Raw genomic sequence first — 13,449 nt, 5'->3', positions numbered from 1 at the left:
ACGCCGTGGCCGGTATCCGCCACGGTCCGCCGTGGAACGCAGGTCCACGGCCCGCCGTGGAACGCAGGTGTCCGGGGAGGGGAGCAGGGGTGCTCGGAGCGATAGGTCTCGACGAGAGACAGGAGTCCGCCTACCGCGCGCTGGTGGCGATCGGCGCCGCGGAGGTCGCGGATCTGGCCCATCGGCTGGCGCTCCCCGAGCCGGACACCGAACAGGCCCTGCGCCGGCTGGAGCGGCAGGGCCTGGCCGCGCAGTCCTCGTCCCGTACCGGACGGTGGGTCGCGGCGCCGCCCGCCGTCGCGCTGGGCGCGCTGCTCACCCAGCACCGCCATGAGCTGGAACAGGCCGAACTGGCCGCGGTGCTGCTCGCCGAGGAGTACCGCGCGGAGGCCACCGAGCCGGCCGTGCACGATCTGGTCGAGGTCGTGACGGGCGCGAGCGCGGTGGCCCACCGTTTCCTTCAGCTCCAGCTCGGCGCGGCCGAGGAGGTCTGCGCCCTGGTCACCGGAAAGCCGGTGGCCGTGACCGGTATCGACAACGAGGCGGAGGAGCGCGCGGCGGCGCGCGGGGTCGCGTACCGGGTGGTGATCGAGCGCGAGGTGCTCTCGCTGCCCGCCGGTATCACCGAACTCTCCGCGGCGCTCGGGCGCGACGAGCAGGTCCGGGTCGTCGAACGCGTGCCGACGAAGCTGGTGGTCGCGGACCGCACTCTGGCGATGGTGCCGCTGACGGGCCGTGGAGCGGAACCGGCGGTCCTGGTCGTCCATGCCAGCGGGCTGCTGGAGTCACTGGTGGGGCTGTTCGAGTCGGTCTGGCGGGAGGCGCTTCCGCTGCGGCTCGGTGCGGACGGCGCGGTGACGGAAGGCCGGATGCCCGGTCCCGACTCCACCGATCTGGAGATCCTGTCGCTGCTGCTCGCCGGGATGACCGACGCGAGCGTCGCCAAACAGCTCGACCTGGGGCTGCGGACCGTACAGCGCCGAGTGAAGGGCCTGATGGAGCTGAGCGGAGTGACGACACGGCTCCAGCTCGGCTGGCACGCGTACGAGAAGGGCTGGGTGACGCGCGGTCTGCGGGAGTGAGCCCGTCGCGTGGTGGCGGTGATTCCTGGTGCCGGTATGGCGTGGCGCAAGTGATTCGTGGTGCCGGTGTCGCGTGGTGCCGGTGTTACGTGGTGCCGGCGGTGGGCCGGATCGTGGGACCCGTGGCGGATGCGCGCGGTCAGGTACCCGTGTGACGCTGGGATCATGACCCGATTCAGCGAGCCCGAGCGCGCGTATCTGAGGACCCAGCGACTGGGACGGATGGCGACCGTCGATCCGAAGGGACAGCCGCAGGCCAATCCGGTCGGCTTCTTCCCGCAGGACGACGGCACCATTTTGATCGGCGGGCTCGCCCTCGCCACCACCAAGAAGTGGCGGAATCTCCAGACGAATCCGAAGGTCGCGCTGGTCGTCGACGACATCGTGAGCACGGACCCATGGACGGTGCGCGGTGTGGACATCCGAGGTGAGGCGGAGCTGCTGACCGGTCCGCACGACCTCGGCGCGCACTTCAGCCAGGAGCTGATCCGTATCCATCCCCGGAAGATCCACAGCTGGGGCCTGGACTGAAGCAGCAGGCGCCGGAGGCCGAGGCCGGACCCGCCCGGGCGCGGAGGCCGAGGCATCCGCCCCGGCCCCGACGCCCACCTCCACGGCTATCTCGTACGGCCGCTCCGCCCGCCGCGCTTGGCCTCCATGGCCGCCCGGCCCTCCGCGCCCTTGCGCTTCCACTCGCGCCGGATCTCACCGCGCAGCCGGGCATCGGTCTTGGCGATGATGCGCTGGTTCTCCCTCAGCAGCTTGCGGTAGCTCTCCAGCCGTCGTACGGACAGCGAACCGTCCTCCGCCGCGCCGAGCACGGCGCAACCGGGCTCGGACACATGGGCGCAGTCATGGAACCGGCACCGCTTCGCCAACTCCTCGATCTCCGAGAAGACCTGCCCGACTCCGGTCTCCGCGTCCCACAGCCCGACGCCTCGCAGCCCGGGTGTGTCGATGAGCACTCCACCGCCCGGCATGGCGAGGAGATTGCGTGTCGTGGTGGTGTGGCGTCCCTTCCCGTCGACCTCACGGGTGGCCTGTACATCCATCACATCGTCCCCGAGCAGTGCGTTCGCGAGCGTCGATTTTCCCGCGCCGGAGACGCCCAGCAGCACACTCGTACCGGCCGACAGCACGGCCGAGAGCACCTCCACGCCCTCCCCCGTCGCCGCGCTGACGGCAAGCACCTGCACACCGGGCGCGGCGGTCCGTACGTCGTCCACAAGATGGCCCAGCACGCTGGGATCGCCCACGAGATCGGCCTTGGTCAGCACGATCAGCGGGAGGGTCCCGCTCTCCCAGGAGAGTGCCGACGTACGCAGCAGCGCATCACCGCTGGAGCTGGACATCGCGAGTGCGAGGAACCGCTCGATCCGCCCAAGGTCCAACTCGACCGCGAGCGACACACAGATGACGACGTGATCGATATTGGTGGCCAGCACCTGGCCCTCGGAACGCTTCGACGACGTCGACCGTACGAAGGCCGTACGCCGAGGCAGCAGCGTCCGCACGTACCGCGGATCACCGGACGGATCAACCGCGACCCAGTCCCCGGTGCACACCACCTTCATTGGATCTCGCGGCACCACGAACTCCGTGTCAGCACGCGCCAGACCATCCGCGGTCACCACGTCGCACTGGCCACGATCAACCCGCACGACGCGGCCGGGCAACAGCCCCTGCCGGGCGTACGGCACGAACTCCTCTTCCCAGCCCTCGTCCCAGCCGTACGGGGCGAGCGGATGCGAAGCGGACGAAGCCTCAAAAGAGGCAAAAGCGAAAAACAAGGGGAAACCCTTCACAAGGGTGGCCCCGGCACACGCGCCGACGAGGCGCGGAGAAGAGAGATCGGTCAGCCGGAGACCACAGGAATGGGAACGATGAGCCTCTGAACCTGGGCAGCGCCCAGCGCAACGACAGTCATCAACGTCCTCACCTCCTGCTTCCTCAACGGCCCGACACAGCCCCGTTACGGCACCGCTCGGCCAAGGCCCACCGTAGCCGGACCCCGCCGCACGACGCGAGCCATTTTCCTGCCCCCGTCACGCAGCCAGCGTCATCTCACCCAACACGCCAGTTGCCGGCCCCTCAATCTCAACCACCGGCCTCCGACAGCTCACCTGAACACCGGACAACGTCGAAAACTAAAGTAGCCACAATAATCCTTCGGTAGGACAGCAGATGCTGTCCTAGGATCCCGTGGACCGAGGCACTTGGCGAAGCCGTAGTTGAGGTGTAGGAGCAATCCAGACCTACGCATTACAAGTCCCGGCAAGATCATGCCGCTTACTGACGACCGGTCACGCCTCGCCCTGTATCGGCAGTTCAGAAGCCTGCGTCCTGAGCCGCACTACTACCCGATGGCGATCCCGCTCGCCGCCACGGGGCCGAACGGCCCAGCGCCCGGACCGTGGGGCAGCCGGCGGTCCGCCATCCACCCGGCTCGCTCCTGCCCGTGCGGGTCCGCCTCGCCCCCGACCCGTACCGGGGGGGACGGACACCGACGGCAGGACGGCTGCGATTACCACCGGTACCAGCGTGACCTGCCCCCGCTGGGGCCGACACCGCGTACGAGAAAACCAACCAGCCACAGAGCCAGTACGGCCAGGGCGATCCACCAGAGAACCTTCACCGCGAAACCCGCGCCGAAAAGTATCAGGACGAGAAGCGCCACCAAAAGCAGTGGAACCATTTCAGTTTCCTCCTCATGACCCGGCTGCCCCGAATTCCTGTGTTCCACAGAACGGTTTTCCCAATCTGGGTGCCGGAACGACTTCGCTGCTTCGCCGTCACAGGCCGAACCCGGGCTGTACGGCTTCCTGCCCGAGATCAGACCGGGGGGATGCGGCCGCGCCAGGCACCGCTCTCCCTGCCTCGCTCCTCGATGAACTGCTTGAAGCGCCGCAGGTCGCCCTTGGCCCGGTGATCGATGATGCCGACCATGTCGGCGGCCTTCTCCGCCATGCCCGTGGGCTCGACAATCATGGCGAGGTGGACCCGAGTGTGGGCGTCGCCCAGCCGCTGGAAGGTGACGACACCCTCCTGCTTCACCTCCCCCGACACGGTGCGCCAGGCGACTCGCTCGTCCGGGATTTGATCGATGATTTCCGTGTCGAACTCCCGGCGGACACCGGCGACACTTGTGATCCAGCGGTTATGTCGCGCGTCGAGCTGAGTGATCTGCTCCACGCCCTCCATGAACTGCGGAAATTCCTCGAATTGCGTCCACTGGTTGTACGCGGTATGGACCGGTACCGTTACGTCCACGGAATCCGTGATCGTGCTCATCAGATGCCTCCTTTGAGAGAAGGGTGCATGAATCGGGTATCCGTTCCGCGAGAGATAAAACACCGGCCTCGATACGAAGCGCGGGCGCGCTGCACGCCGAAGAGGGCCGCGGGATCTGGACGCCGCACGCGCCGCGGCCTGGTCTTCACTGCCCGCTGGGAGGCGCCGCGCAATTCGGCCCGTCGGAACGGAAGCCGATTGGCCATGTGCCAGAACGTGTCTGACGGCCCGCCGGCCAGGACCGGGCCCCGTCGTCAGGGCAGTACGGCCAGCGTGAAGGGGTGCCCGGCCGGGTCCGAGTAGAGACGGGTGTCCCGTGGCCCGCCGTTGTCCTTGGTGTCCAGGGGCCGGGCACCGAGGGCGATCAACTCGCGCTCCGCCTCGTCGATCTCCTCCCGTGACACCATGAACCGCAGATGTGGCTCCTGGGGGCTCTCGGGCCGCGGCCAACTCGCTGGCATGTAGCCGTGGTCCCGCCGGACCGCGAGATGGAACCCGGCGTGGCCGATGATTTCCAAGAAGTCCGGATCCCTGCCGACGCGGATCTCGGCACCGAGGAAGGACGAGTAGAACTCCGCCAGTTCGGCGGGCTCGGCACAGTCAAGGACGAGAACACTGGTCTTCGTGACGGTCATGCTGCTGCGCCTACCCCGTGTTGTCATCCACACGCGGGGAGCAACGGGCAACTCGTACCGTCGCATCCTGCGCGATACGCTTCTGCCCGGGCTCGTACCCCGGCGGTGTCAGTCGTCCGGCACGTCACACTTCTCCAGCGGACGGACAGCCGGCCCTTGCCGCACCGATCCGTCGACGCCGAAACGGGAACCGTGGCAGGGACACTCCCAGACGGTCTCGGCATCGTTGAAGGCCACCAGGCACCCCAGATGCGTACACCGGGCGGACACGGCCTGGACGACGCCGTCCGCGTCCCGGTAGACCGCGCGGCGTCGGCCATTGACACGTACCACTGCGCCGGTGCCCGGCGGGATCTCCGCGACCGAGTCGACGTGCGTGGTACGCAGCCGGTCTCCGACGAAGTGCTGCGCGACATGGGCCTGTTGCTTCAGCAGAGCCGGCGCTTCGCGCAGTGTGCTCGCCAGCCGCCGCGGGTCGTAGAGAGCGGCCCACGGCGGCTCATCGCCCTCGATCAGCCCGGTGAGAAGTCGGCCGGCCATGACGCCGCCGCTCATGCCCCAGCCTCCGAAGCCGGTGGCTACGTACGTGTGGCGGGAGCCCGCGTGGAAGGAGCCGACGAGCGGCACGGTGTCGGTGGAGTCGTTGTCCTGCGCGGCCCATCGGTATGCGGTGTCACCGACGTGGAACCGGGCGTGCATCCAGGCGTCCAGACGCCGAAACCCTTCGCGGGGGTCGCCGGTGCCAGGGGTGAAGCTTTCGCCGGTGACGATGAGCAGACGGCGGTCCTCGTCGAGCGGTGCGGTGCGCACCGACCGCTTTCCCTCCTCCTGCGTGATGTACATGCCGGTCGGGGCGAGTCCGGCGGCGACCGGGGCGGCGACCACCAGTTCTCTGCGCGGGGAGAGCCGCGCGAAGATCAGCGCCCTGTCGAAGACGGGAAAGTGGGTGGCGACCACCACGTATCGAGCCGTGACAGTGTGGCCCGACTCGACGGTGACCTGACAGGGGGACCCCTCCGACAGGCCGGTCGCACGCGAGCGTTCGAAGATCAGGCCGCCCTTGGCCCGGAGATCCACCGCGAGGGCGAGCAGATACCTGCGGGGGTGGAACTGTGCCTGCGCGTCCACTCGGACGGCGCCGCTCACCTCGAACGGCAGCCCGACGCGGTCCACGTACGTCGCCGGAAGCCCGGCCGCCGCGGCTGCCTCGGCCTCGGCCTTCAGCTCGGGGACGGCGGCGGGGTCCGTTGCGTAGGTGTAGGCGGGGGCACGCTCCAGGTCACACGCGATGCCGAGCGTGGCGACGATCTCGGCCACCCTTTCCACCGCGCCCTGCTGTGAACGCGCGTACAGCCGAGCGGCGTCCTGGCCCCGTGTCCGGCGCAGCCGGTCGTACACCAAGGTGTGCAGCGCGGAGACCTTGGCGGTGGTGTATCCACTGACTCCGGTGGCGATCCGGTCGGCCTCCAGCACGGCGACCGTCCGGCCGGTGCCGGCCAGCTCCCACGCGGTGCTCAACCCGGCGATGCCGCCACCCACCACAGCCACGTCGACGGTGATGTCTTCGTTCAGGGGCGGGTTGTCGGTGGCGTCGGCGGTCGCCATCCAAAACGATTCGTCCTGTCCGGGCAGGGACCGCTGATCAGTCATGTCGGCCTTTCAAGGGGGTTGGTTGTGCCAGGAAACAGCCTCATTCACGCGCCGCTTGGGTCGTGATACGGGCCACCACGGTGCCGGGGATCAGGGTCGCACCGCGCAGGGCGGGAGCCGGGAGTGAGAGCGGAGTCTCCCTGCTTACTCTCTCCCGGACCGCCCAGGAGGGGACGCGACGGGGGCCCGTCGCTCACCGCACCCGCGTCCTGTACTCGGCGCGGGGGGCGGTCCCGTATCCGGTCCGATGACGGTCGGCCTCCTGGCGTCCGTCACCGCCTGTCTCCCGGCGTCCATCACCGCTTCGGGTGGGTACGTAGTCGGCGACATGCACGTCGCCTCGCGCCAGGTAACCGGTGATCAGGCCCGCCAGGCCCAGGACCGCCACCACGATGAAAGCCCCGAAGCCGCCGAAGTAGCCGGCGAAACCCAATGCCAGGCCGGTCATGAGACCCGCCATAGTTGTGTTCATCGTATGCGCCCTTCTCATGTCGTGGCTTCTTCCCGCACGCAGTTCCCGGCCGCACGCCCGGGGGGAGGGGAGGTCTGCGGATCACTCCACGCGTTCGTCCCGTTCGTCCTCGCCCCCCGGCAGATCAATGTCGTCGACAGCGATGTTCACCTCGACGACCTCCAGACCGGTCATGCGTTCCATCGCCGAGATGACATTGACACGGACATTGGCGGCGACGTCGCCGATGGGGAAGCCGTAGTCGACAACCACGTCAACGTCCACAGCCGCCTGGCGCTCGCCCACCTCGACGTGCACACCGCGGGTGACGCTGGGCTGCGCGCCCGGCACCCGCTCACGGACGCCCCCAATGGTCCGCGCCATTCCGGAACCGAGGTTGTGGATGCCCGGGACCTCACGGGTCGCCACCCCGACGATCTTCTCCGCGACGCTGTCTGCGATCGTGGTCCGCCCGCGGCTCTCCGGCGGGGGAAGGCTGCCCTTCGAACCTTGCTGCGCCGATGTCTCGTCGGCAGCCCAGCGCCCTTCAGCAGCCGGGCGGTGTGTCGTGTCCGTCATGACATGCTCCTGAGGGATGCGAACGCCTGTTCAGTGCCCATCAATGGTTGGACACCAAAAAACCGAAATCGTCACACTTATCCGTTCTGCGCATCACGTAAGCTCGAAACGTGGGTGCCCGGCCCGACCGTAGTGACCAGGCACACCGAGTGCGGCGGCGGTCACGCGGCCCACGAAGCAGTCGCTCGGGAAGCGAACAGTGGATGCGAAGCAGGGAAAGCGCTCACCACCCCGACGGCGTGCGACTCCGATTCCGGCCACCAGGCCCGATGCGCCAAAGGCCGAGCGGATCGGTGATGCCGGCGACGACCTGGGCGGCCTGGACGACGGGCTGTTGATCGCCCGGGCATCCGAAGGCGACGACGACGCGTTCGCTGTACTGGTCCACCGCCACAGCGCACCGCTGCTGGCACTGGCGTACCACATGCTGGGTAACCTCCCGGACGCCGAGGAGGCCGTGCAGGACGCCTTCATCAGCGCATGGCGGCGCCTCCCGGAGTTCCGCGGGGACGCCACCTTCCGCACGTGGATGTATCGCATCGTCACCAACCGATGCCTCAACGTCCGTCGCGGGCAAGCGTTTTCGGTGTCTTTGGAAACCGTGCCCGAACCGACGGCGCACGACGCCGGCGGCGAACCCGCCCGTGCCGCCGAAAACGCGGCTGCCACGGCCGCGTTGGCCCAGGCGCTCCACGACCTCCAGCCCGGCCAGCGCGCCTGCTGGATCCTGCGGGAGCTTCACGGACTGTCGTACGAGGAGGTCGCACACGTCCTGGGCGAGAGCGAACAGACCGTACGCGGCCGGCTCTTCCGGGCGCGCCGCACCCTCATGAAGGAGATGTCCTCATGGCGCTAGACGAGCCCCGTGCCACACATCGGCGCGACGAGCCGGCTTCCCCGCGCCAGGACCCAGACGCTGCAACGCTCGTCGGGAACGAGCGACTGCCCTGCGGGCGACTGGTCAGCCACATCTGGCAGCAGGTGCGCGCGCCCATCGACCAGAACGACCCCCACACGGCCGACTGCGTGTTCTGCCGACAGGTGATCGAGGGGTTGACAGCCCTGGACAACGCCACCGCGACACTCCGTGCCGAACACCCCGGCGCTGACAGCGTCGCGCGGCGGGTCATGCGCGCGGTACGTGCCGAGGTGCGGCTCGGTCGGCTGCTGCCCTTGGACGATCCGGCGCAAGAACTGCGGATCGCGGAGACCGCGGCGGCGAAGGTCCTGCGCGGGGCCGCCGACCGCGTCTGCGGAGTGCGCGCAGCAAGTTGCCGCCTCAGCCCCGACGACGGCAGCAGAGAGGTGACCGTCACCATGACCCTCGCCATGACTCTCGACCAGCCCCTCATCGGCCGGGCCGCCGCGGTGCGCCGGGCCGTCGCGTACTCCGCCGCACAAGGGCTCGGTATCGCCATCAGCGCCATTGACCTGAGGATCGTGTCCGTACTGGCGCCTCTGACACCCACGGTCTCCGCCGAAGCCTCGGAACGGAAGAGGAGCGGACTGTGACCCCGGGAGACACAACACGCATCGAGCACACCGCCGCCCGGGCAGCGCTGGCGGTCCCCGGGGTGGCCGAACTACAGCCCGGCCTCCGCCAGGCCCTGGCCAGTGCCGCCAACCGGGTCCGGGAGGCCATCGGCTCCCCGGCAGTGTCCTCCGCGGCCGGCATCCACGTCGAACGCACCCCCGGATCCAGGGCCTTGCACGTTGACGTCCGTTGCGTACTCACCGACGACCGCCGCGCTCTGGACACCGCACGCGACGTCCGCGAGAGCGTCCGATCGGCGGTCGGTTCACACGTAACCCGCCACGGCATACCGGAACCCGTCACCGTTGTCGTCACCGTCACGCGTATCACCGAACACCGTCCGTCACTCCAACCAGGGGACCACCGGCCCGTAACACCAACGGCGGCTCCCACCGGCCCCGTGTAATGCCGCGTCTCAAGGGCGGCAGGGACCCGACGAGATCCCCGGTCGGTACGCACGCTCCCCGGCCGTCCCGAGTGGTCCCGCGTCCCCGTTGCGCCGACCCTGGAAGACAGGGCGGGCGCGATTCCATCCGACGGACGACGTGGTGGTGGCTCCATGGCCGTAATGCGAACGGACAGACCTCAGCGCACACTGGCGATCCCCGGCGTCTACGCTCCGCAGCAGGACTCTCACCTGCTGATGCGGGCCATTCGCAACGAGGGCGTCGGGCCAGGCATGGACGTGCTCGACCTCGGCACCGGGACCGGAGTCCTGGCCCTGGGCGCGGCCCGGCTCGGCGCCCGGGTGACAGCCATCGATGTCTCGCGGCGGGCGGTGCTGTGCGCACGTGTGAACGCCGTGTTGTCCCGCCAGCGGGTCACCGTACGCCGCCGTGACGTGTCCACGATCGCGTCGGCGTACGGCGGGCGCTACGACGTGGTGATCAGCAACCCGCCCTACGTACCGACGCCCCCGGTCGGACTCCTGCGGAGCGGAGCGGACCGTGCCCGGGACGGCGGACACGACGGGCGGGCCCTTGTGGACCAGGTCTGCGCCTGCGCCGCGACCGCACTTCGGCCCCGTGGCGTGCTGCTCATGGTCCACTCCGGCCTGTGCGGGACCAAGAGCACGATTGACCGGCTGGCGGAGGACGGCCTGCGCGCGCAGGTCAGTGACCGCGTGCTGGTTCCCTTCGGGCCGGTCATGCGTTCCCGACTGGCATGGCTGCGTGAGCGAGGCCTGCTGGACGAAGGACAGGACACGGAGGAACTGGTGGTCATACGTGCCGAACAAGCCTGAAAGCCCTCGCCGGATACGCCTCGGACGCCACGGTCCGATGCTGGTGGAAGGACCGGTCACCGTCACGGGCGACGACGGTGTGAGCGTCACCTCGGAACGCTTCATGGTGGCGGTGTGCACGTGCCGCCGTAGCCGCGCCTATCCGTGGTGCGACACCAGCCACCGCCGCAGAGCGCCCGAGCCGCTCAGACGGCCCGGTCGTACGGACACCACGCCTGGGGCGGACGGCTCCCGCTCCACCTGCGACGACAAGGGCGGAGATCCGGAATGACCGCGACGGCGTACATCGAGTCCCGACTCACCCGCCCAGGACTGCCGACACCGCGCGGTGACCTGTCCGCGGCGGTACTCGCGTCCCTGCGTGACGAGGAGTGCCCGCCACCCGGGCCGGAGGCACTGGTGTCTGCGGCCGATCCCTACGGCGGGGATGTCCAACTCGCGCTGTACGCACTGTATGAGCTGCACTATCAGGGGTTCGACGGCGTCGGCGACGACCGCGAGTGGGATCCGGACCTGCTGAGGCTGCGCGCTGAGTTGGAACAGCACTACCTCGACGCTCTGCGAGCGGACGCGTCGGGCGCGGCGAGCGCCGACGCGGCCCTGGCGCGGATCCTCGTGGAGCCCGCCGACGAGGACGCGGGCGTCAGCCACTATCTGCAGCATGAGGGCCGGCTGGAACAGCTACGCGAGTACGTGGCCCTGCGTTCCCTGTACCACCTCAAGGAGGCGGATCCGCATGCCTGGGTGATCCCGCGGCTCCACGGGCGAGCCAAGGCGGCCATGGTGGCGGTGGAGTTCGACGAGTTCGGTGCCGGGCGCGCCGAGCGCATGCACGCGCGCCTGTTCGCCGACTTGATGGATGACCTCGGCCTGGAGCGCGGTTACGGCCGCTATGTCGACGAGGCACCCGCGGAGGCGCTGGCTCCGGTGACCATGATGTCGCTGCTCGGCTTGCACCGAGCCCTGCGGGGCGCTCTGATCGGCCATTTCGCGGCCCTTGAGGTGACCTCCTCACCAGGCTCGCGCCGACTGGCCGAGGCGATGCGCCGCACGGGCGCCGGACCGGCTGCGGAACGCTTCTACGACGAACACGTGGAGGCCGATGCCGTCCACGAACAAGTCGTCCGGCACGAGATCGTCGCGCCTCTGCTGGCTGACGAACCTCATCTGGAACCGGACGTGATTTTCGGCATCGAGGCCACCGGCCTGCTGGAGGACCGGCTCGGCGCGCACCTGCTGCACGAGTGGCGGCGGGGACGGTCCGCCTTGTGCCCTCCGCAGCGGCCGGCCGAGGACGGCGAAAGGTAAGGCCCGGGGCTTGAGCGGCCGAGCGGCGAGAAGGGGAACAAGCGAGCCGCCCGGGCCGACGTCTGCTTCGAGAGGATTCGAGAGGGGCACTTCAAGTACACATCGACGGGACCGGGCAGACGACGCATCCACAAGCCGCCGACGCTGCGGGAGGTGAGCGCCTGCCGTCCCTGGCTGACGGCCGAACTCCGGCTGATCGGCCCACATGTGGTCGTGGCGCTCGGCGCGACCGCCGCGAAGGCGTTGTTCGGGCCGTCCTTCAGGGTGACCAAGGACAGAGGCGCGCTGTTTTCCCCAGGCGAATGGGGTGATGGGACCGGGGGTAAGGCGTGCGCCCTGGCGACGATTCATCCTTCGGCGGTCCTGCGCTCCGATGAGCGTGAGGCCGCGTACGCGGGACTTGTGTCGGACCTCCGCGTCGCCGCGGCTGCTCTGCGCTGAACGACTCCCGGACCGATGCCTCCCCGCTCATGGAGGTCTCATGGCACGGGTCATGGAGGTCTCATGGCACGGGCCCGGTCGCGCTGCGAGGGCCGGGTTCACGGCGGAGGCAGCAGGGTGCCCAGCGGGCCCAGGTCCAGATTGAGGTCTTCCATCGTGAGGTCGTAGCGGTCACACAGTTCCGTCATACGGTCATGGAGCAGCATGAGGGTCATCCCGATGCGCTCTTCCTGAGCCTCGGTCAGGTCACCTTGGTCGACGCGATGAAGGGCCTGCCGTTCCATCAACTGCCGTAGCAGCTCGACGATGGTGAGTACCAGTTTCACCAGGTCGCGTTCGACGGTGTCCTGGTCGGTATGCAGTCGCCGGGAGAGGCGTTGGGCCCGGTCCTCGGAGGCGGGGAGATCGTCCGGGCCCGCGGGCAGCAGGCGGAAGACATCAGAGGCGGCCTGCGTGACCTCGTCCAGGTCGTGTATCGGCGATTCGTATGTCCGATCTCGGCGGTTCATGGCGCTGTTCCCGCTGCTTGTCCGGGACGACGGGCTGCGGCAGAGGCCTCCAGCGACCGCTGTTCCGTGCGGATGGAGACAATGAGGGCTCGCAGAGAGATCCGTACCAGATCGACGTCCGCGATGGAGAGCGTCAGGTCGCCCGTCAGCACCACACCTCCGGTGAGCAGCCGGTCGAGGAGATCGATCAGGGCGATCTGCCGGCCGGCGAGAGGGTGCGCGTCGTCGTCGGCCCACGGCCGGCGGTCGACGGGCTGGGTCGCGGGGCGGGGACTGTGGGTCACTGGGTTCCCGCCTCCGGTTGCGTTGGTCCGGCTCCGGCGCCGCCTTCGTGGTGGCTCTCCTGCGCGTCGTTGGTGTCGTCCGAGGCCGTGAACGAGTACGGAGCCCACGGTCCGGTGATGTCCACACGTATGCCGTCGAGATTTCCGGCGGTGCCAAGGAGCCGTTCCTGGAACTCCGCGCCGCCTTGCCGAGGCACGAGATAGGCGTTGTTGGAGACGTTGTAGCCCGGCCCCGTGGCGAGCTCGCCCTCCTGGAGGCGATGCTCAACCCGGTCGACGGCGAGGCCGCGGGCGGCGGCGTCGATGCTCAGGACCGCGTCACGGGCCGCCCGCCAGGCATCCTCGCCGGACCTGCGCCGGCGCTGACGGCTGCGCAGGTAGTCGCGGCCCGGACTCGCACCGGTCGCGGCCGACACGGCCGCCGGGGCCGGGGGGCCGGGGG

At 69.2% G+C, this 13,449-nt stretch carries 17 protein-coding genes and 1 pseudogene; 8 read left to right on the top strand and 10 right to left on the bottom strand.

All coding sequences use genetic code 11. The features are described 5' to 3' along the window. The first annotated feature begins 89 nt into the window (after nucleotides 1-89). Together GA0115259_RS14735 and GA0115259_RS14730 are read left to right on the top strand one after the other, a co-directional pair. Complete coding sequence (locus GA0115259_RS14735) at nucleotides 90-1,082, top strand: helix-turn-helix domain-containing protein (RefSeq protein ID WP_093596328.1); 993 nt, start codon at nucleotides 90-92, stop codon at nucleotides 1,080-1,082. 165 nt (nucleotides 1,083-1,247) lie between these two features. Beyond that, entirely contained in the window at nucleotides 1,248-1,613 is a 366-nt protein-coding gene (locus GA0115259_RS14730) for a PPOX class F420-dependent oxidoreductase (RefSeq protein WP_093596327.1), read from the top strand. Nucleotides 1,614-1,699: 86 nt separating this feature from the next. Here GA0115259_RS14730 and rsgA read toward each other — a convergent pair whose 3' ends face one another. The 7 genes from rsgA to GA0115259_RS14695 all read right to left on the bottom strand — a co-directional run bounded on the left by rsgA (nucleotide 1,700) and on the right by GA0115259_RS14695 (nucleotide 7,688). After that, complete coding sequence (gene rsgA / locus GA0115259_RS14725; RefSeq protein WP_256098004.1) at nucleotides 1,700-2,671, bottom strand: ribosome small subunit-dependent GTPase A; 972 nt, start codon at nucleotides 2,669-2,671, stop codon at nucleotides 1,700-1,702. A gap of 935 nt (nucleotides 2,672-3,606) precedes the next feature. Further along, nucleotides 3,607-3,777 carry a hydrophobic protein gene (locus GA0115259_RS14720; protein WP_093596325.1) on the bottom strand — a complete coding sequence of 57 codons (171 nt, stop codon included), beginning with the start codon at nucleotides 3,775-3,777 and terminating at the stop codon, nucleotides 3,607-3,609. Between the two features lie 137 nt (nucleotides 3,778-3,914). Further along, nucleotides 3,915-4,373 (bottom strand): SRPBCC family protein, encoded by a 459-nt coding sequence (locus GA0115259_RS14715; protein ID WP_093596324.1) that lies wholly within the window; start codon nucleotides 4,371-4,373, stop codon nucleotides 3,915-3,917. A 254-nt stretch (nucleotides 4,374-4,627) separates the two neighbouring features. Then, the gene (locus GA0115259_RS14710; RefSeq protein ID WP_093596323.1) at nucleotides 4,628-5,008 is read right to left on the bottom strand and encodes a VOC family protein; all 381 of its coding nucleotides are present in this window, start codon (nucleotides 5,006-5,008) and stop codon (nucleotides 4,628-4,630) included. Nucleotides 5,009-5,116: 108 nt separating this feature from the next. Then, a complete protein-coding gene (locus GA0115259_RS14705) occupies nucleotides 5,117-6,658 on the bottom strand; it encodes an FAD-dependent oxidoreductase (protein ID WP_093596322.1) in 1,542 nt (513 codons plus the stop codon). Between the two features lie 193 nt (nucleotides 6,659-6,851). Continuing rightward, nucleotides 6,852-7,106, bottom strand: coding sequence for a hypothetical protein (locus GA0115259_RS39045; protein ID WP_176732552.1), 255 nt, complete (start codon nucleotides 7,104-7,106; stop codon nucleotides 6,852-6,854). A gap of 105 nt (nucleotides 7,107-7,211) precedes the next feature. Continuing rightward, nucleotides 7,212-7,688, bottom strand: a complete 477-nt coding sequence (locus GA0115259_RS14695) for an Asp23/Gls24 family envelope stress response protein (RefSeq protein ID WP_093596321.1) — start codon at nucleotides 7,686-7,688, stop codon at nucleotides 7,212-7,214. Between the two features lie 289 nt (nucleotides 7,689-7,977). On the opposite strand from GA0115259_RS14695, the gene GA0115259_RS14690 reads away from it, so the two are divergent. The 6 genes and pseudogenes from GA0115259_RS14690 to GA0115259_RS14660 form a co-directional block, all read left to right on the top strand. Continuing rightward, nucleotides 7,978-8,544 carry an RNA polymerase sigma factor gene (locus GA0115259_RS14690; protein WP_370747805.1) on the top strand — a complete coding sequence of 189 codons (567 nt, stop codon included), beginning with the start codon at nucleotides 7,978-7,980 and terminating at the stop codon, nucleotides 8,542-8,544. After that, nucleotides 8,535-9,200, top strand: a complete 666-nt coding sequence (locus GA0115259_RS14685; protein ID WP_093596320.1) for a hypothetical protein — start codon at nucleotides 8,535-8,537, stop codon at nucleotides 9,198-9,200. Before GA0115259_RS14690 ends, GA0115259_RS14685 begins: the two co-directional genes overlap by 10 nt. Before the next feature lie 581 nt (nucleotides 9,201-9,781). Further along, entirely contained in the window at nucleotides 9,782-10,465 is a 684-nt protein-coding gene (locus GA0115259_RS14675; RefSeq protein ID WP_093596319.1) for a HemK2/MTQ2 family protein methyltransferase, read from the top strand. Further along, nucleotides 10,449-10,736, top strand: coding sequence for a CDGSH iron-sulfur domain-containing protein (locus GA0115259_RS14670; protein ID WP_093596318.1), 288 nt, complete (start codon nucleotides 10,449-10,451; stop codon nucleotides 10,734-10,736). The genes GA0115259_RS14675 and GA0115259_RS14670 overlap by 17 nt, the downstream gene beginning before the upstream one ends. Then, on the top strand, nucleotides 10,733-11,773 hold the full coding sequence (locus GA0115259_RS14665; RefSeq protein ID WP_093596317.1) for an iron-containing redox enzyme family protein: 1,041 nt from the start codon (nucleotides 10,733-10,735) through the stop codon (nucleotides 11,771-11,773). Before GA0115259_RS14670 ends, GA0115259_RS14665 begins: the two co-directional genes overlap by 4 nt. Before the next feature lie 87 nt (nucleotides 11,774-11,860). Beyond that, nucleotides 11,861-12,214 (top strand): annotated as a pseudogene (locus GA0115259_RS14660) (uracil-DNA glycosylase family protein); the annotation flags it as partial. 98 nt (nucleotides 12,215-12,312) lie between these two features. On the opposite strand, the gene GA0115259_RS14655 reads toward GA0115259_RS14660, so the two are convergent. From GA0115259_RS14655 to GA0115259_RS14645, 3 genes are all read right to left on the bottom strand, one after another. Continuing rightward, nucleotides 12,313-12,723, bottom strand: coding sequence for a gas vesicle protein K (locus tag GA0115259_RS14655; RefSeq protein WP_093596315.1), 411 nt, complete (start codon nucleotides 12,721-12,723; stop codon nucleotides 12,313-12,315). Next, nucleotides 12,720-13,007, bottom strand: coding sequence for a gas vesicle protein (locus tag GA0115259_RS14650; protein ID WP_093596314.1), 288 nt, complete (start codon nucleotides 13,005-13,007; stop codon nucleotides 12,720-12,722). Before GA0115259_RS14650 ends, GA0115259_RS14655 begins: the two co-directional genes overlap by 4 nt. Then, a partial coding sequence (locus GA0115259_RS14645; protein ID WP_202450009.1) for a GvpL/GvpF family gas vesicle protein occupies nucleotides 13,004-13,449 on the bottom strand: 446 nt, incomplete at its 5' end. The genes GA0115259_RS14645 and GA0115259_RS14650, both read right to left, overlap by 4 nt.

The organism is Streptomyces sp. MnatMP-M17, from assembly GCF_900091995.1.
Lineage (GTDB): Bacteria > Actinomycetota > Actinomycetes > Streptomycetales > Streptomycetaceae > Streptomyces.
This window is presented reverse-complemented; position numbering and strand designations above follow the sequence as displayed.